We start from the raw sequence: 20167 nt of genomic DNA on the forward strand, positions 1-20167 counted from the left end.
GCATATAAGTGCGTAAAAATCTGACGCATCTAAAGGTAGGTTAAGAAACAAAACATGCGCGTGATTTTCATCACAATTTCTGAAAGGTGTTAATAATTGAAACTATTCCATTAGACTAAGTTCACTCTGCTATTGAGATTATCGAGTCTAAATCGACGATCTTACGTGAGAAAATTATTTTGCTGCCAATGTAAGACAGTTTTAACGATTCACGATTAGTTATCTTGAGAAAAAGTATCTAAAACTCTTAGGTGAGCCCCACGGCTAAGCATTTAAGTTAAACCCTATGGGGCAACGGTGTGTTTGCCGTGAGCGGCTCAGGCACACCTCTGGACAAAAATGAGATAGAGCATTCCCCTAACATACTGGTTTGGAATTAGGAAAAGTATGGTAGACCAGCTTATTCCAATGTAATGGAATCACTACAAATATAATGCATTCTGACCTGACTCTGCAAAATACTAACAGGGTAACAGAAACATATATGCCAATGTCTCTTTAATGACATTCTCTATGCTAGTTTCTTGTGTCGTATTTCCCTCGGTTACCCATGTTATTGACTTTCCTGTCTTATCAATTAAATGATCAGGTCCGCTCGAGTGAATTGTTAGCTGAACAGCTCCATTTATTCTCGCGTGTCACTCTTCGTCTCCTTCCCTAACTCGGTAAATCAAAGGAACTAAAGAAAGGATGAGAAGTGCTATAAGAGTGCTCAAAACAGCGGTCGATTCTCGCCCCATTCCTGCAGCCATGCCGATTGCTGCCGTTACCCATATACCTGCGGCTGTAGTCAGCCCCCGAGTCTCTACTTCTTTCGTCCCCATTATTATGGCGCCAGCCCCGAGAAACCCGACACCTGCAGTCAAGCCCTGTAATACGCGACTCAAATCTGCGCTTGATGCCCCTGCTTGTTGAGGAATGAGAACGAAGAGGGCGGCCCCTATGGCAACCAGCATATGCGTTCGAACACCTGCACTCTTACCATGCCGGGCCCGCTCATATCCCAATAAACCGCCAAGGATTGCAGCAACCAGAAGACGCAATGTGATACGTGTAAGTTGCGCCACATCGGGGATATCGGAGAATTCCGACAGCACTGTATTCCATATATCTTGCCACATGACTACATTCCTAATTGTTACTTTTTGTTTTCCAGTGCTTCATCATTATAATTCAAACATTATCGCTTTCGAGGACGTTTTGTCCCACATCTGCACTATTATTAGTCCGCTATTCTCTTATTGGCATAACATGTTTTAGAATATCTGCTAACGTGACTACGCCAATCATCTTATCGTCTTTGCTTACGACAGCAAGTTGCACACTCACTTCCCGCATGCGTGCCAGTGCTTCGTATATTGGCATTTTAGCGTCTATGACGTAAGCCTTACGTGCAATTTCTCGTGCAGGTTTGTCAGCAGGTTCTAACAAGGTATCACGTACATGAACTACAAGCGGCTTCAAGCCTTGACTGCCGAATACTAGAATGCGCAAGTGTCCAGATTCCATTGAAAGAGTACGAACATCTGCAACGGTTGCATGCTCATCCACATGCGCCATTACTTGATCTTCAGTTACCAAGGTTTCAATTGGAATTAAGCTCATATCTATGAGACCAGAAAGCTGTTTTTGTATATTTGGTTTCAGTGTACCAACTTTACCGGAATGCTCCACGAGTTGGCGAATAGTATTGATATCTTGCCCACCTACAGCCGCGCTTTCTACTGGCTCAACACCAGATGCTTTTACTAGTCGATTGGCGATACGGTTGATCCAGTTCAGAAGTGGACGTAAAGGCCATACGTAAGCACGCGCTACCATACCAACCGCAAGCGCAGATTTTTCCGGGTGAGCAATAGACCAGGATTTTGGTGCCATTTCACCGACCACTAAATGTAAGAATGTTACTACGAAAAGTGCGATACCAAAGGCCGCACCATCGGCAGCCCAATCAGGTAATCCCATTGCCACAAACACTGGCCCAATCCAATGATCAACTGCTGGTTTGGTGACTGCGCCAAGTGCAAAGGTACAGAAGGTGATACCCAATTGAGCACCCGCTAGCATCAACGTCAGGTCATTCATACCCCTTAAAGCTGCGCGGGCTGAAGCGCTTTCCACAGCCATTTCTTCAAGACGGTGGCGACGTGCACCTATTAACGAAAATTCAATAATTACAAAGAAGCCACTTAATATGATAAGGGCTGTTGTTATCAGGATTACAATTAACGGATCGGTCATCATTCTTTACCCTCAACTGAATTTTCTACAAGCTTCACACGCACCTCTGTTGGAACGTGCCGCTCCACACGTAATACTTTAACCTCAAGATGTCGCTTAAATAGCTCGCCAGAAGCAAATTCAGACGGGTCAACAGGTAACTCGATGATAACTTTTTCACCTTCAGTTGGTAGCGCACCACGTTTAGCAATCAGAAGCCCCGCGATCGTTTCTACATCATCTTTTGGTAAGTCGTAACCAATCGTACGCTCTACTTCGTCGATGTGAACGTCACCGTCCATTAGCCATACATTATCGCTTTCTGATACCACAGCTTCGCCGTCGTCCGCGTCGTGCTCATCGGTAATTTCGCCCACAATTTCCATCGCTAAATCTTCAACCGTCAATACGCCAGCAAAACCACCGTATTCGTCAATAACGCAAGCTAATTGATTGGTAGATATCACCAGTTGTTCAAGTGCATCAGGCAATCTCATCAGCGTTGGTAGCACAGTAGCTGGGCGCATCACTGACTCCACAGTGTCGTCTACATAGCCAGCATCGATGCGAGCAAGTACATCTGGTAGATGAACAACACCGATAGGCACATCATCGTCATTGACGACAGGATAGCGCGTGTGTGCTTGTGCCATCAGCGATAACAACTCTATCAGTGTGGTATCAGGCTCAACCCAGTCCACTTGTGAACGAGGCACCATCGCGTGCTCAACATCTCGTTCAGGAAAATCTAGGATGCGATCCATCATCAACGATAGCTCGATAGGGATATCACCACTTTCACGAGAATTGGTAATAATATGGTGTAAGTCTTCCTCCGACGCACTTACATCAAGATCATGTACGGGCTCAATGCGGACCGCACGAAGTAGAAGATTCGCAGATTTATCAAAAAAGCTGATGAAAAATCCAAACGCCGCCATATAAATTAGCGTCGAACGGGACATCATAAGGGACATCGGCTCTGCATTGGCAATTGCGAGGTTTTTCGGATAAAGCTCACCGAAAATCATTTGAACGATCATTGCAACAACAAGAGTGGTAACAGTACCGATAGCAATACCTACTTCTAGCGACAGTCCGAAGTATTGCAGTATTACGCCCATAGATTTACCTAGAAGCGGCTCCGCAGTAAAGCCTAAAACTAGGCCAGTTACCGTAATACCAAGCTGAGCACCAGATAACATAAAGCTGGTACGTTTGGTGACGGCAAGCGCACGCTTGGCGGCTTCATCGCCAGTAGCAGCTAGGGTTGCTAGTTTTGCTCTATCCACTGCCATATACGCGAACTCTTGAGCAACAAAATAGCCATTTGCTGCAATAATTGCCAGCATGAATAGAATGCCGAATAGAAGGGTAAGAAAAGGCTCAATCATTGATGTGCTCTCCCTTGATGACAAGACGCCAAGAAGGTTTGACACAATCGACTAGAGTTGGGGTCCACAAAGTATTCCTATATTAATAACACAAAAAACAGTATATATTCGCGAGGATTAAATAGTCTAGTTGTATCGCCAATATCCAATTTGATTTAACAACCCTATACGATCAGTTTTACTAACACGAATATGTTTATATCTAATCTATGTGTGCCACCTGAAATTTAGTGACCACTACAAATAACATCACACCATTTCTCATAAGCTTCCCTTTGTTGATCGAGATAATCGTAATCAAGATAATGGCTTTGAACGCCAACGTGAACTTTATGCCCTAACATGGTTTCACCGACGTGATACTGAATGCCCATCGACTCCCATATATTGCGTGCTGTTCTTCGCATATCGTGATTCGTTGTTCGAGGGAAACCTAGCTCTTCCATCTTTACCGCTAGTTTGGCTCCAAAGTCCACAGGAATACTCTCTGCCATAGGCCTATCTTCCTGAGCAACGACGGGAGGAAACATAATTTCAAACTCGGGCCATATTTCAAACTGTCTTTTTATGATTGTCGCGGCAAGCCTTGGTATTGCTCTGCGGATCTCCCGCCCATCCTTCTTCCTTGTCTTATTGTTCTCCTTCGGCACTGTCCAAACCATCCTATCCAAGTCAAAGTCTTGCTTCTTAGCTAAACGCAGCTCATTCGAACGGTTGGCAAATATCATCATCAGCCGCAAAAAGTTTTTATTACTCTCATGTACAGGTAGCGTTGATATTGCCTTCCAAATAACAGGCACCGACTCAGCATCCTGCCTCCCCCTTTTGACATCCGTGGGTTGGCCAACATCTTGCTTTTTCAATTCAGAAATGACGTTATGCTGCACTAAACCATGACGTACCGCGTAGGATATAACCTGTTTTAAACGTGACATAAGGTTAGCCGAATGCTTAGGGCCAACTCTTCGTTTCGCCTTTTGAAATACTGGCATGAAGTCCGATAGATCCAACTGCTTAACTGGATAAGCCCCAAGATAAGGAGAGATATCCACCTCAAACATCTTTTTAAGGCTGGGCCATCGCTTTATGTTCTCTTTGGCATGGTATTCAACCCAGTAATCAATGATCTCATCGAGAGTGATAGGTTTGCTTGTTTCCGGTGCCAATGATTTACGGGGATCTATTCCACTCGCTACGAGCTCTGCTTTCGCATCTCTTTCTCTTAATGCGTCTCGGATCTTCATCGCAGGGTATTCACCAAGCTTTAGCTTTATCGGCTTACCAAAAAAGCTTACTCGATAAATCCAAGTAATTTTACCTTTCGGACTGATCCGAACACCAACACCATCACGGTAGGTAATTTCTGGTTTGCCACTGTACGGTTTCCCGTAAACAGAGCGCAACCAAGTATCTGTAATTGTCACGATAGCTTGTACCAAATTTTCAGCGGGAATAAGATTTGGTACAAATTTGGTACAAAGCAAGGACGAATGCAAGCTAATTATGATGGCTTCATGTCGATCTAAAAAAATGGAAAATTAAAGAAAACTGGATTTAACTGTATGAAATAAAAGATAAAAAATGAAAGGATTCGAATCTTGGCTAGGAATTGAGAATGTAAAGGAAAGGGAGGCGTTGACATACACCAAGCAACACGTGTTCAGTACGTTAAAAGTAAACATCGATGGTCACTCGGTAACACGAATACCGGATCATCAACGTTGGACGATTGTACCTAGGTCACATCCTTAATGTAAAGGATGAATGCGAAACCAAATAAATAAGCCCGTAGCATTCCACCACGGGCTTAATATCAGTAGTAATTAAGCTTCGCTAGGGCGACGGCTTGAAGTACTTGGGCGATCACCGCGATAGCTGCTACGGCCATCCGCGCCGCGGTTGCGGTCAAAACGGCGCTCACCTTCACGAGGAGGACGAGAATCACTGCGTGCTGGACGTGGTGCGCCATCACGAGCGCCACGGTAACCACCACCATCACGATTACCTTCTGGACGACGACCACGTGACTCACGGAAGTCATCAAAATCACACACGACTGCACCCACCTCTTTCTGACGAATACGTAGCTTACGCAATTTACCCGTCACATCGCTAGACATGCTTTTTGGTAACTGAACAAACGTATGGCCTTGGGCTAATTTAATCGCACCGATAGAACCTTTGGTTAGACCAAGTTCATTAGCTAATGCGCCAACGATATCTTTAACTTGTACACCTTGATCACGGCCAACTTGTAATTGGTAAGTATCCCAATCAACATTACGCACGTTATCACGGCTACCAAATTCACGACGACCATCACGGCTGTCTGTACGGCCATCACCCGACTCACGGCGATCACGACGACGAGACTTATCACGCTCAATCGCAGCCAACATTGGGTCTTCACCAGTATAAAACAGTGGACGTTTACCCTGTTGACGTTTAAGTAAAATAGCCGCTAGCGTCGTTGTATCAACCTCTAATGATGCTTGCAATTTCTCAACCAATTCAGCAAACTTTTCTAGTGCTGCATGATCTTTGTCTGCTTCTAACTCAAGACCTAGCTGAGTTAAGCGCGATTCAGCCACTTTATCACGATGAGGTAGCTGGATCTCTTCCATTGAAGTGCGAGTTACTCGTTCAATGGTACGTAGCATACGAATTTGGTTGGTGCGAACCAACAAAATCGCTTTACCCTTACGTCCAGCACGACCAGTACGGCCAATACGGTGGATGTAAGATTCAACATCGAATGGAATATCATAGTTGAATACGTGATTAATACGTGGCACATCAAGACCACGAGCCACAACATCCGTTGCGACTAAAATATCAATCACACCTTGTTTGATATGATCAACGGTACGCTCACGCAACGATTGAGGAATATCACCATGCAAAGCTGCGGCTTTAAAGCCACGCGCAATTAACCAATCGGCTAGACGCTCGGTATCTTGACGGGTGCGAACAAACACGATAGAAGCGTCAGTTTCTTCAGTTTCAAGTAGACGAGCCATGGCTTCGTCTTTCTCTACACCTTTAACAACCCAATATTGCTGCTCAACTTTTGCCACAGTTTGGTTTGAACCCGCCACGTCAACACGTGCAGGATCACGTAAAAAGCGGTCAACAATGTCTTTAACAATCGGGGGCATAGTCGCAGAAAATAATACGCGCTGCGCTGTTTCTGGCGATTGCTCCATGATCCATGTGACGTCATCGACGAAGCCCATTTTCAACATTTCATCAGCTTCATCTAAAACGAAAGTGTGACACTCGTCCAAATGTAGACGTTCACGCGTGATCAAGTCTTTAACACGACCCGGCGTACCAACAATGATATGTGCGCCAGATTTTAAAGCGCGCATTTGATCGACGATGGAGGCGCCACCGTAAATCTCTAATACTTTTAATCCCTTGATATTTTTACCGAGGGTTTTAATTTCCGCGGCAACTTGAATCGCTAACTCACGAGTTGGTGCCATAACAATTGCTTGTGGCTTGTACTGAGTGAGGTCTAGCTTATTCAGAAGCGGTAAAGAGAATGCGGCCGTTTTACCGGTACCGGTTTGCGCTTTACCTAATGCATCACGACCTGCTAATAAAAGAGGTATCGCGGCAGATTGAATTGGGGTTGGAGTAACAAAGCCCATTTCGTTTAGGGCAGAAAGGAGTGTGCTGTTTAGTGCTAAATCACTAAATTGAATAACGGTTTCTTGCATGTGGATCCCACTAAAAGAATAAATAACTAAGGTCCCACGTGCTATACCATTTCCAACCAATCCTAAAAGAAGAGCTGATTCCGTTCAGATGCGGATGAGTCTCAAAAAGCATCAAGCCACTAGGGACATCTAAGGGAGGCGGATTATTCACTAAAAGCATAAAAAAAGCCAGAAAAAATTGAATTTCATCACATATTTTTTCTTAAAGACGACAAAAAACACAATCTGTATGAACTTAACGCACCCTTTGAAGAAACTTTACTCACCACCTCCTACTTCTTGTCAAAATGACAAGGGGGCTTTATCTCATCAATCTAGCTTGCCATCTGCACTGATTCTTTAAACCAACAAGATAATCATCAATATATAAGCTAAAAAAACAAAACGGATTTTTCCTACACCCACTGTTTCTTTAACTGATATCTAATCATTCATGCTTACCGAATAATGGGCAGGACTTAGCGAAATGGTTGGTCTAATTCCGCATAAAGCAGTGGCAACCTATTATTGAACAGCGTTTTTTAACATGTTCGCTGATAAATAAAGAAATAAGAATAAGTCGTTATTATTTTTAAGGATAAGTAATGAAAAAAAATCTGGTCTCTCTTTCCATCATCGCTGCACTCACAATGACAGCCGTGAGCGTTAATGCTGAAACACATTCTGATTCTGCGATCGATCAATCAGGCTGGTGGATCGGTGCTGCGTCTGGCGTGACAACTGCAGATGGAAAATCCATCACTGGTCACAGAGATAAAGCCGTTAGCCCCAAACTTGAATTAGGATACGATGTCAACCAATACTGGGGGGTTTACACCGGTTATGATTATGTTCATCGTTTAGGTGTTGATAAGCTACATATCGGATCTTTGGGGGTCAAAGGTCAATATGAGCTTATGGATAACCTCTCTGTATTTGGTAAATTAGGCGCATCCTATATCTATTCTGATATCAGCTCATCCAATATAAAAACAGACACGTTTACTGGTTCAGCAGGCATTGGCCTTGAGTATCAATTGACTAACGCGATTTCAACAAAAGTGGGTTACGACTACTATGATCGCGTACAGGTTAAAGAAGGCCGGAATCCACACCTACACCAGATTTACTGGGGGATGGCGTATAAATTTGGTCAACCAGCAACACCAAGAGTCGTAACTGAGCAAATTGAAGTGATTCAAGAACGTGTCATTGAAGTTCCTGTTCAGGTTGAAGTTGCTAAAGCGGCTCGTACTGATTTCCTACTGCCTTTTGCTTTAGGTAAATCTACGCTTGAAGATCTCTCTTACTTCTATCTCAATGAAGTCGTCGATGTGATGCGAACTAACCCAGCGTTGGTTGCCCATCTAGTCGGTCGTACAGATAGCACTGGTTCTGATGCGATCAATAACAAGATTTCAGCGCAACGTGCTCAAGCGGTTTCTCAATACCTTCAATCTCAAGGCATTGATGCAAAAAGAATTAACGTATCAGCGGTCGCAGATTCTCGTCCTTTAACTCAAGGCAGTGCTGATATCGAACGTTCAGTACAAATCATTCTTAAATAGACCTTATGCCCTCTCCTCGGAGAGGGCATTATCCGCACTACTCCATCCTATGGTTGAATATCGTCCAACTCTTAATTCGTCACTTTTCTAGACTGTAAGCTACCCAACTCAAGCAAAAGAGCACGCTATACTTTTATCTTATTGCCAAGTACCATGTAGACCATGGCAGATTGACAAAACTTCCCCACGAATAAACCACCTATTTAACATTCACAGAATCGCTTTTAGGCAGTGACAGGGAACCCAATCGCACTTTAAGAATTAAAGGGTTACAATTAAACATGTTTCAAGACAATCCACTTCTTGCTCAACTCAAACAACAAATTCAAGAAAACCTACCCAAAAAAGAAGGTCAGATTAAATCGACCGAAAAAGGCTTTGGCTTTCTTGAAATAGATAGCAAAAACAGTGTCTTTATCCCACCACCCTATATGAAAAAATGCCTACACGGTGATAAAGTCATGGCAATCATTCGCACCGAAAATGAGCGTGAAGTTGCTGAACCACAAGAATTGTTAGAGCCGTCATTAACGCGTTTTATTGGCCGTATAAAAATTCATAAAGGTAAAATAAACGTTATCCCTGATCATCCGCAACTGAAGAAACTCCCCCTGCGAGCCAAAACCCAAAAAGGCATTAATCCACAAGAAATGCAGGAAGGTGATTGGGTCGTCGCGAAGTTAATCGGTCATCCACTCAAAGGCGATACCGGTTTTTTGGTTGAAATCACTCAAAAAATTACCGATGCTGAGGATAAAATTGCCCCATGGTGGGTTACCTTAGCAGAAAATGATTTACCCAACTGTGAACCTCCCGGTTTGGAGCATTGGTCACTGAACGATGATTCTGCTTTGCAGCGTATCGATTTAACCCATGTACCGTTTGTAACTATCGATGGCAAATCAACCAAAGACATGGACGATGCGTTATACGCGATTCAGCGCCAAGATGGCGGATTTGATGTCACGATAGCGATAGCCGATCCCACTGCGTATATAACCGCTAATGACAGTATGGATAACGTCGCACGCGAGCGTGGATTTACTATCTATCTTCCTGGGCGCAATATTCCTATGTTACCGCGGGAATTAGCGGATAATCTTTGCTCACTGATCGAAAATGAAACTCGCCCGGCTCTGTGCTGTACCTTAACGGTCGATAAAGACGGCGTGATTAATAGTGAGAGTATTCGTTTTTTTGCAGCTTATATCCGATCACAAGCACGTCTTATCTATGATGAAGTATCAGACTGGTTAGAAACCGGTGAATCTCAATGGCAACCAAGTTCTGAAATTGCGCAAGTTGTCCGGGATCTGTATGCCTTTTCTCAAGCTCGTGCCCAATGGCGTGAAACTCATGCGGTGGTATTCCCAGAAAGGCCAGATTATCGCTTTGAACTCAGCGAAGATAATGATGTTATTGCTATTCACGCCGATAAGCGTCGTAGCGCGAATCGCCTCGTTGAAGAAGCGATGATCACCGCCAATATTTGCGCAGGTAAAATACTACAATCGTCTTTTTCAACGGGCGTATTTAACACTCATGCCGGGTTTAAAAACGATAAAATTACCGATGTTATTGCGCTTATCAAAGAACACGGCGCTGAGTTTGATGAAGCTTCACTGACCAGTCTAGAAGGATTTTCTGCCTTACGACGCTGGTTGGCCAGCCAACCGACCGCTTATCTGGATAATCGCCTACGTAAATGGCAAAGCTACAGTGAAATTGGCAATCAGCCTTTGCCTCATTTCGCAATGGGGCTGGATATCTATGCGACATGGACATCACCGATCCGTAAGTATGGTGATATGGTGAACCATCGTCTGTTAAAAGCCCATATTCTCGGTAAAGATCCCGAACAATGGCCTGATGAACAATTGGGTGAAGAGCTAGCCATTCACCGTAAGCATCATAAAATAGCCGAGAGAAATGTTGCCGACTGGCTCTATACACGCACTCTTGCCGAAGAGCCGAGCAAACAGACCCGCTTTACTGCTGAAATTTTTGATATTAACCGAGCGGGTATGCGAGTTCGCTTACTCGAAAATGGCGCAAGTGCTTTCATTCCGGCCACACTCATTGTCGACAATAAAGAGCGAATCGTCTGCCATAGTGAGCAAGGCGTCTTAGCGATTGATGATCAGCCTACCTATCGACTCGCTGATACATTAGAAGTCGTCTTAACCGAGGTTAATCAAGACAATCGGAGTATTGTTGCGAAACCAACCCAAACCTTTGCTAAGCTAGCAACGCTGACCGATGACACAGGCGCCGAATCAGTCTAAAAACTAAATCGGTATAAAAACTAAGGGGAAGCATCGGCTTCCCCTTTTTATCACTGTCATACAGGTAGAATTAAAAGTGCAGTTGAATGACCGAAACCACCACGCATGCTGGGCGACGTACGCCTTCTATTTCTACTTTGATTTCGCGTTCAATCTCTAAACCTTTTTTCACTGGCGTCACTTTGAGTAAAGTACTGACAGCGCGAAGACGATTCCCTGCTTTGACTGGATAAGGGAATCGCACTGAATTCAAACCAATATTGACGACCATTTTCGCGGTCGGAAAAAGCGGTTGATTGGCATCAACGCTATCGGTCAGTTTTGGTAACAGAGATAAGGTTAAAAAACCATGGGCAATAGTGGTTTTAAATGGAGACTCTACAGCGGCTCGCTCTGGATCGGTATGAATCCACTGCTGATCCTCGGTAACGTCAGCAAATTGATTAATGCGCTGTTGATCGACGGCTAACCACTGCCCAGTGTGGATAACTTCACCTAACTTATCCGTCAATTCATGATAAAGCGCCTGTGCTTCTGGTTTTAAAACGATTTCAGCGGGCAACTGAGTATCTTCATTCGCTGGCTGATGAAACTCTTTCACCCACGAAAAAAGCTGACGACTGTTCGCTCTATCTAAAAAACCATCCCAGTACTCACGTACCACTGGCGACATCCATTGCTTAAATTCCGTAGTCTTGACTAAATTTTCAGCACGATGCTTTAAAAGATCGCTCACTTTCATCAGAACCTCATTCCTAACAAAGAAACACTGCTAATTCGTTAATTTTGAGACACTTCACACTAATCCGCAAACACTTTCGAGCGCACACCTGTATGCTATAGCCTGTTTATTATTAATAAACAAACACTTATCAATAAAACATTATTTTATTAGCAACCTTAGCCTAGAGTAAATACTTCATCTTGATCTCCATTAACCTATTCGCGTAGATAATGTTTTCAAAAATGTAGGCTCTATCTCTTTTATCCCTTCCGATAACCAAAAACCGTTTCCTTCAGTGACCGCAAATAAAAGGTTTTTCCGCAGTGCTTCTCTGTTTTTCAGTTTGTTATTTTGAAAATGAAACTGTTGTATCTTCTCATACAACAGATCCGCTAACTGTTTCGTTTGCTCATTCGTCAACGTTACTCGACATAAGCCAAGCTGAGGAATATGGCAGTTAGTGAAAACATCCTGTTTTAACTTGCTCGTAAACAGTTGATCCAGTTTTGAACCTTCATGAAATGAGTAGTAAGGAGGCGTCAGATAATTGATCCCCGAGTTGTGCGGCTTAATCTCAATCAGCCCCATTACCTCTAATGCCCGCAAATAAACATAGACACTTTGATCGGAAAGCTGGTTTTCCTGTTTGACCTGTTCAACGGGTTTGCCCTTTACTCGAATTTCGTTAAAGAAGTCATAAAGAAACGGATATTCAAAGAAAAGCTCATCTCGCTTTTCGCCACTTAAATCCAAAGTATCAGTATGAATTTCGCCCGCTAAGCGAACCAACTCTTCAAGGTTAGTATCCAGTATTGAAGCGTATTCAAGCAGTTTATCGAGACTGATTGATTGACTATGAAAATGGCGTTTCAGTGTTGATACCGGAACATTAATTCTCTCCGACAACTCGCTATAAGTGACATTTTTCTCTTTTAATTTTTGGCGTAATGCTTGCAGTAATAAATTGGCGCAGAAACTCATACAACATCCTTGCTTATGTGGTGCGACATTGGCACCTGCTTATTCTTATCGGCTGATCCGACCTGTCGGCAGTTAAGCACAATAGCTTATTTATATTCTGCGGTTCAATAGCTCAATAGATGAAACTTTACGGTATCAATAAATAACACCCCACAAATCACTCCCAAAAATAGATTGCTTGAATTAAGTCAGTTGAGTTACAAGCATGTTAAACAAATATAACAGTCACATGAATCGGTATCACTAAGGAATGGTTTAGCTCACATTGATGAGTAACAACTGGTGAAATACACATGATGAACTGCCACACAACACACATTGCAACATGGAAGTTAATACATGCAAATCTACTCTTTATCACGGATAGTGATGCTATCGTCATTGCTGATGATCAGTCATCAAGCCGTTGCCAACACACAACCTTTTGTTTACCCACAAGAGTCAGAATCGGAATCTGAGCAAAGCGCTGATTTTGTACCCAGCTATGCAGCCAGTTTAACTTTTGGCTATGATTCAAATGTTTACAACAAAAATGATTACCGTTCAGAACGTAAGCTATGGTGGAACAGTACACTCAGCCATACCTTTGCTCCTCATTATTCAGTTTCACTTTCAACTGGCGCTTATCGTCCATTACAGCAAGAGCGCGGTGATTTTTTTACTGACACGGCTCTCGCTTTACATCGACAGTCTCAATTTACTTTTGGTGAAACGGGACGTATTGGCTGGCAAGCTCAATTCACCCTGCCAACATCAGAGTTTTCACGTAAAGACAAACTGACGACCGCCTTAAGGTTATCAACCCCTATCCAATGGCAAGCGGTCAATATAGATTGGCAATTTACACCTCGCTTACGCAAAAATTTCCACCGCTATGAAACCATGGGCGAGCGTTCGCTAACCGAATGGATTTACGGCTTTCACTTTCTTGGCAGTTACCAGTGGCGCGATTTTACTCTTAGCAGTTCAGTGCTGGGAGGCAATACCATTAGCTACGCTGGTACGCGACGTAATTCATTCGATTACGCAGGCGATGTCAATCTCAGTTACCGCGTAAACCAACATGTGGCCTTTAATGTCGGAGCCTCAAACTCCGGTGTTTATTACGATGCCGCACAGGGTACCTTAGGGAACATCGATCTTTTTGATGCAGATAGAGTGATTTACTCCGCCAGTATCAGTTTGAACTATTAACAAACACCACTCGATTTATAACAAACCATCACACATTCATTGCTTTCATCGGCATAACCCATCATGGGTCATTATTATCCGTTCAATAATGACTCATTGTCTGTGCTTGATGAATCGGTTGATGTGTACGAGTAAATAAACACAACAAACATAGGTAGCAATACGATGAGAAGACTCTTGTTAGCATCGTCGATTACCGCCATTTTGGCGGGATGCGGCGCAGATAAACAATCTTATGATACGCTTCCCCGTGATATCAAAGAAATCGCGGTAAAAGATCTTAAAACAGAAGGTCGCTGGTTTTACGTTCCGACCACTGGTGCCGCTCCGCGCTTTGCGATTAATCAGTTTCCTTTTTTACAAGGCATGGGCCGCTATGCAGAAGTCTGTTTTAGTGAGCGTGGTTTAGAAGTTCGCAACTACGATAGCAACTATCCTGATGCGACTCTCCCCAAAGATGCTAATGGCTATTGTATACCACAACCAAGCAACGCCGTTGGCAGTGATAAACAAACGAATTTCTCACACATTTTAACCATACCGGGTGATTTCGCCGCTTATCGTTGTCAAGAAGATCGCTATGGTGATTGTGTTAATAAAGAAGAAGCAAACAAAGACGCTAACCTCCCTTTTCGTGCTAACACACATTTTACCCCTAAGCCTGAAGATCTATTGATTGCAGAGCTGAACTGGGAAGACTTTTATGGCATTCGTGAAGGTATTTCTGAGATAGGCAAAGCAGAACTGATTTCTTGGAAGTTTGATCCTAAAGCTGGCGTACTCAATTTTGAAATTGAGCGTACATTCAAAATTGATGAAGATAAGCGTAGCTCGTACATCAAATGGGAAAACCGCGCAGGGCTGCGTGATGCCATTCAAGACGGAGCGTTTAAATCGCGTTTTCATTACTCTTTAGTTCATGAAAGCCAATTAGCTTCCGCGGATTATCAGCCCATTCCGTATCCTGTAAAAGATGAAAATGACATCGGTTTTTTTACCACGTCATCGAAAGTTCTGGATCCCGTCACCAACCGCTATGATAGAACGGTGACCTATCTCAACCGTTTCAATCCTAACCAACCGATTGAATACTATTTAAGTGATAGTTTCTTTGAGCCAAAAAACAAACTGTTCTTGGACTCAACATTAGAAACCATCGATCTTATGAATCGTACCCTTAAGATCATTGAACCTGATTCAGGAAAACCACCCATCACGATTGTGAATCACAACCAACCGATGAATATTCATCCCGGTGATCTTCGCTACAATGTAATTAACCTTATCGATGAGCCGTTGGCTAATGGTCTACTTGGTTATGGTCCATCCGTCAGTCATCCTTTAACTGGTGAGATTTTAAAAGCTCATGTTAACCAATACTCAGGAGTTGCTCGGGCTGGAGTGCCTTTCTATTGGGATAATTTGGTGCGATTTTACAATCGTGGCCAAATTGAACGCAGCCTATCGGATAGTGAATCGATAACCACGGCTCACGCACAAAGCACGCAAGCCCTATCTCAAGATATTGCCGCTCGCTTAGCGCAGCAGAATGTATTGCGATTAATGGAACAAGTTGAGCGCGTGGATACTACCCAGTTTCAGGTACCGTTATTAGGCGCTGATCATGCCCTAAATCAAAGACCGTCTGCTCGCCTCCCTGAATCAATCTTTCGCAAGTTTGATGATGACATGAGCCTAGAGGAGCTACTGCATGCCGAAGAACGCCGTTTAGCCACTTGGTCTGAAAACAATATTTATCCCGTCGAAGCCACTTGGGTTTCCTCAACCTCTAAAACTCTATTGGATAACTTGCCGTTAACCGATGCAGGTTTTTTTGACACCATCACTAACGCACAAGGGGAACAAGTTAAACAGTTAAAACGCTGGTCTGCTCTCCCTAGTGAATTGAAACAACAAGCGGCAGATGCGATTACGGTTGCAACTTATGCCTCAACGCTGGTTCATGAGTTAGGGCATAACCTTGGGTTGCGTCATAACTTTAAAGGCTCGAATGACAAGGCGAACTTCTATACTCAACAAGAAGCGAAAGCCATTGGTCTCAATAATATTCCCGCTTATAGTTCAATCATGGATTACGCACCAAGCATGCTCGATCAACTGCCAACTTGGGGTAAATATGATCTTGCCGCCCTTAAGTTTGCCTACGGTCGTAAAATTGACATCACAGCGCCAGCAAATTCAGTGCATGCTCAGTCTGATGCAGAGAATCCCTTTATTTTGAGTGCGAGAAATCCAAATAACCCAAGTTTACTCGATTGCCAACCCCGTGGTCAGCTCAACGATGGACAAGTACGGTATAGTTGTGACTTATCGACGTTTGATGCGATTGCTTATAATGCTCATCAATCGCCTTATCGCAACGCCCTGTATGAGCAAGTGCGCTATGGCGCAATAAACTATCTCGCTCAAATTAAACAACAGCATAATTTGTCAGAGTTAGCGCAGATCAATTATCAGTTCTGTACTGATGGTAATGTCTCTCTCAATAGCGATTGTAACCGCTTTGATGAAGGAACAAATTTAACCGAAATCGTCACCTATTCATGGCAACGTCATTTAGACAGCTATGATGCTCGTAATATTGGCATTCATGGTATTTCTGGTTTATTCAATAGTGATTACCCAAGCTACGTTTTACGTCGCTTTAGAGAAATGAATGAAATTCGTGATATCTTAGAAGACCATGAGCGCATCGATTATCTTTATCGTTCACGAGGTATCGCTCCTGCTGGTGCCAAACCTGGGGATTTTCTCAGCAGCTTAACCAGTAATCCCGAGTACTGTCGTGGTCAAGATACGGATTTTTGGTTCTGCGATTTAGGTAATGCGTCAAAGCTCGCGGCACAGTTCTTTTTAGACGTCTTAGCGACTCCAGAACATCAATGTGTTTTACAAAACGGTAATCAATATCGAGTTGAATCACTAGGGCATATGCTCAATGGCTACTCATTCAAGATACCTGCCACTTACAATATTGGTGATGCATCTTGCTTTGACTCGGTAAGCTCTGAAATCATTAACGATTTTGCTCGTGGATTTACACCCGTAGCAGAAACGGTGAATGGTCGATTCATTAACTCCGTCAAAGGCTTTGACCCCGATTTTCCATGGTCAAATGCAGTCTCTGTGTTAGGGATCTGGCCTGATAAATTGCTCGCCAGTAATTTACTTGCCCGTCGCTATTCACTACGCCAAACCGATGAAGTGAGCTATGCTAACTTGCTCGATCTACCTGGTGTCAAAGCACAATTTGATAATATTATGGCCAACCTCATCGCTAAAGAAGCGCTCAATACTCCGCTTGCTTTGCGCGATAAAGACGGCAATGCTTACACACTCCCTATCAATAGTGGGGTCACCGTCAATCTGCATAAAACCGAATTATTGGAATCTTTACCACCATTACCTGATGGAATCATGGATGACTTCAATATTTCCAAGAATTCACGAAATAACTTAGCCAGCTTGATCTTACAACAAGCCGTTGAGCAGATGCAGTCGAATGATTTTGAAGTGCGCAGTCGTGGTATCGCCCAATACGACAGCTGGACTAAACAGCAAGATCGTTCCGGCACTATCGCTGGTGAAACCATACCGTTTGATCTCTATGGCCAACGTTATGTCGCCAGCAAAGCCAACACCATGGCTTATCAATACGCCAGTGCTCTACAGGCAAACGAGGGTTATCAGTTAACCACCAAACTGCAAAACTATTCTAATGCCGAGTTACGCGAAAAAACCACGCAAATTGAAACCGCTTGGAATGGTATCTTGGAAACGATTATCCCCGCCTTTCATAGCCCGATCAAAGCACTTAACCCTGAGTTAATACAACGCTTTGTGGATCTTAAGATAGATGAAGGCGATGATGAAGTTGAAAGGTTTATTGCTTTTATCAATGCATTAGCGATGGAAGATAACACACCTCTGCTTAAGAAAGAGAATCGCTATCAAAACCGTGATAATCCGTTAACGTTTAGCCTCCCAGAGCTCTATAACATCTTCTGGCGCAGTCGTGCCCTGTTTGCATCCGATTTTCAAGAGCAGTACTTCACTGCCGTTGACAATGTCGCTCAAGGCTATGCCAATGAATCAGTGGATCAACAGTTTTTCTGGACAGCCGATCTCTCGTTAATTAACGCTTACGCCAATGGTGAATTTGAGCGAGTTGCCGGCCAGTATTATCAGATTCTTGATAGTTTACCGATTTCAAATCGCTAATAGATAACCCATGATTTCTGATAACGAATTGTATTGATCCTCGTGATCAGAAAAACACTTTCCCAGCTCACTTTTTGAGCTGGGACTTATTAAATCTAGACACAGATTCAATCATTCTCTTGGCATTAATGCCTTTTATTGAATGAAAGAAACAAATATGCAACATTACCCATTGATAATTACACATGGAGCCGTGATGATGAAAAAAACACTCTTAGCGGTCGCTTTAAGCAGCAGTTTGCTTAGTGCGACAAGCATTGCCAATGATCTTTCGTTGGGCATTACTCAATTCCCAAGTAACTTACATCCTGTGATTGATTCAATGACAGCCAATTCGCTGATTATGGGGACCGCCTTTCGTGATATGGTCGCTTATAACCATGATTGGCAAAGTTTCTGTATGTTATGTACAGAAACCCCTTCTTTGGATAATGGACGTGCGGAAAAATACACCAGAGAAGATGGCACACTCGGTATCAAACTCACTGTTGAGCTCAAAGATGATTTATATTGGGGAGATGGTACCCCCATCACCACCAAAGATGTGCTCTTGTCTCATGCCGTTCTGACCGATCCTAATGTCAAAGGCATTCCCGGTTTAGAAAGCAACCGAATCATGGAGAAAGTGGTGGCTTTGGATGACAAGACCTTCGAGGTCTATCTTAATAAAGCGCACTTTAAGTACCGTGATTATGTTCCGTCTGTGCTCCCTGCTCACCTAGAAGAAGCGATCTATCGCGAAGATCCTACAACATATGATCGTCGAACGCTGTACGTTACCCAGCCCACGCATCCTGGTTTATACAATGGCCCTTTTCGCATCACGCAAATTTCACAAGGTAGCTTTATCACCTTAGAGCGTAACTCGCATTGGAAAGGTCAAGCGCCGGATTTTAATCGCCTGATCTTTAAAGTCGTCGAAAACACGGCAGCGCTTGAGGCGCATTTGTTATCAGGTTCTGTCGACTACGTTCCGGGTGAGCTGGGCTTTTCAATTGAACAAGCCTTACAATTTGAGAAACGTCACGCGAATCGCTTTACGGTCGAATACGCGCCAGGACTACTCTACGAACATCTTGATACTCAAATGGATAATCCGCATCTCGCCATTCGTGAAGTACGTCAAGCGCTGATGTACGGCATGAACCGAGAAGAGCTGGTCAATCGTCTATTTGAAGGACGTCAACCCGTTGCTCACAGTAACGTTCATCCACTCGATGTCACTTTTTTTGATGGAGTACATCAATACCAATACGATCCGGTCAAAGCTCGTCAATTGCTTGAAAAAGCGGGCTACACACTGCGTAACAATGTCATGGTTGATAAAGAAGGTCGTCCACTCCAGTTAGAATTAATGACCACCGCCGGTAACCGCTCTCGTGAATTGGTCCAGCAAGTTTTGCAATCACAATGGCGACAAATTGGCGTACGCGTACAAATTAATAACCAACCCGCTCGTGTCTTTTTTGGTGAAACGCTTAATCAACGTAAACATCAAGCACTCGCGATGTTTGCTTGGGCATCAGCACCAGAAAGCCCGCCATTAACTACCCTCCATTCAGCGCAGATCCCATCGGTACAAAATAGTTGGGCTGGACAAAACTACATCGGTTATAGCAACCCTGATATGGATGCGTTACTCGAAAAAATTGAAGTGGAGCTCGATGATGAAGCTCGACATCAACTGTTCCACAAAATGCAGTCACTTTACGCTGAAGACTTACCCGCGTTACCTCTTTACTTCCGCTCTGATAGTTATGTGATGCCAAAGTGGCTAAAAGGCGTGCGCCCAACGGGTCATAAATACCCCTCTACCTTGTGGGTAGAAGAATGGCGTAAAGATGGGGCATAAACC

12 protein-coding genes are annotated in these 20167 nt (G+C 43.6%); 5 read left to right on the forward strand and 7 right to left on the reverse strand.

All coding sequences use genetic code 11. The features are described 5' to 3' along the window. Positions 1 to 638: 638 nt before the first annotated feature. The 5 genes from CAG60_RS15690 to CAG60_RS15710 form a co-directional block, all read right to left on the reverse strand. Positions 639 to 1121, reverse strand: a complete 483-nt coding sequence (locus tag CAG60_RS15690; RefSeq protein WP_161429734.1) for an MgtC/SapB family protein — start codon at positions 1119 to 1121, stop codon at positions 639 to 641. A 109-nt stretch (positions 1122 to 1230) separates the two neighbouring features. Further along, on the reverse strand, positions 1231 to 2241 hold the full coding sequence (locus CAG60_RS15695; protein WP_161429736.1) for a CNNM domain-containing protein: 1011 nt from the start codon (positions 2239 to 2241) through the stop codon (positions 1231 to 1233). Next, complete coding sequence (locus tag CAG60_RS15700; RefSeq protein WP_161439383.1) at positions 2241 to 3614, reverse strand: hemolysin family protein; 1374 nt, start codon at positions 3612 to 3614, stop codon at positions 2241 to 2243. The genes CAG60_RS15695 and CAG60_RS15700 overlap by 1 nt, the downstream gene beginning before the upstream one ends. A gap of 227 nt (positions 3615 to 3841) precedes the next feature. Then, positions 3842 to 5038, reverse strand: coding sequence for an integrase arm-type DNA-binding domain-containing protein (locus CAG60_RS15705; protein WP_161439384.1), 1197 nt, complete (start codon positions 5036 to 5038; stop codon positions 3842 to 3844). A gap of 399 nt (positions 5039 to 5437) precedes the next feature. After that, a complete protein-coding gene (locus CAG60_RS15710; protein WP_161439385.1) occupies positions 5438 to 7339 on the reverse strand; it encodes a DEAD/DEAH box helicase in 1902 nt (633 codons plus the stop codon). 584 nt (positions 7340 to 7923) lie between these two features. Between CAG60_RS15710 and CAG60_RS15715 the strand changes: the two genes are divergently transcribed. Both CAG60_RS15715 and rnb read left to right on the forward strand, forming a co-directional pair. Next, positions 7924 to 8886, forward strand: coding sequence for an OmpA family protein (locus CAG60_RS15715; protein WP_161439386.1), 963 nt, complete (start codon positions 7924 to 7926; stop codon positions 8884 to 8886). 281 nt (positions 8887 to 9167) lie between these two features. After that, on the forward strand, positions 9168 to 11171 hold the full coding sequence (gene rnb / locus CAG60_RS15720) for an exoribonuclease II (protein WP_161425979.1): 2004 nt from the start codon (positions 9168 to 9170) through the stop codon (positions 11169 to 11171). Between the two features lie 70 nt (positions 11172 to 11241). Here the strand turns inward: rnb and CAG60_RS15725 are convergent, their stop codons facing one another. Together CAG60_RS15725 and CAG60_RS15730 are read right to left on the reverse strand one after the other, a co-directional pair. Continuing rightward, complete coding sequence (locus CAG60_RS15725; RefSeq protein ID WP_154170954.1) at positions 11242 to 11913, reverse strand: MaoC family dehydratase; 672 nt, start codon at positions 11911 to 11913, stop codon at positions 11242 to 11244. A gap of 192 nt (positions 11914 to 12105) precedes the next feature. Next, positions 12106 to 12876, reverse strand: a complete 771-nt coding sequence (locus CAG60_RS15730; protein ID WP_161439387.1) for a helix-turn-helix domain-containing protein — start codon at positions 12874 to 12876, stop codon at positions 12106 to 12108. 339 nt (positions 12877 to 13215) lie between these two features. On the opposite strand from CAG60_RS15730, the gene CAG60_RS15735 reads away from it, so the two are divergent. From CAG60_RS15735 to CAG60_RS15745, 3 genes are all read left to right on the forward strand, one after another. Further along, complete coding sequence (locus tag CAG60_RS15735; protein ID WP_161439388.1) at positions 13216 to 14070, forward strand: hypothetical protein; 855 nt, start codon at positions 13216 to 13218, stop codon at positions 14068 to 14070. Between the two features lie 165 nt (positions 14071 to 14235). Then, positions 14236 to 18312 (forward strand): zinc-dependent metalloprotease, encoded by a 4077-nt coding sequence (locus CAG60_RS15740; protein WP_161425981.1) that lies wholly within the window; start codon positions 14236 to 14238, stop codon positions 18310 to 18312. A gap of 199 nt (positions 18313 to 18511) precedes the next feature. Continuing rightward, entirely contained in the window at positions 18512 to 20164 is a 1653-nt protein-coding gene (locus tag CAG60_RS15745) for a peptide ABC transporter substrate-binding protein (protein WP_161439391.1), read from the forward strand. Positions 20165 to 20167 lie beyond the last annotated feature (3 nt).

This window comes from Vibrio sp. V33_P6A3T137, from assembly GCF_009904835.1.
GTDB classification, from domain to species: Bacteria; Pseudomonadota; Gammaproteobacteria; order Enterobacterales; family Vibrionaceae; genus Vibrio; species Vibrio metschnikovii.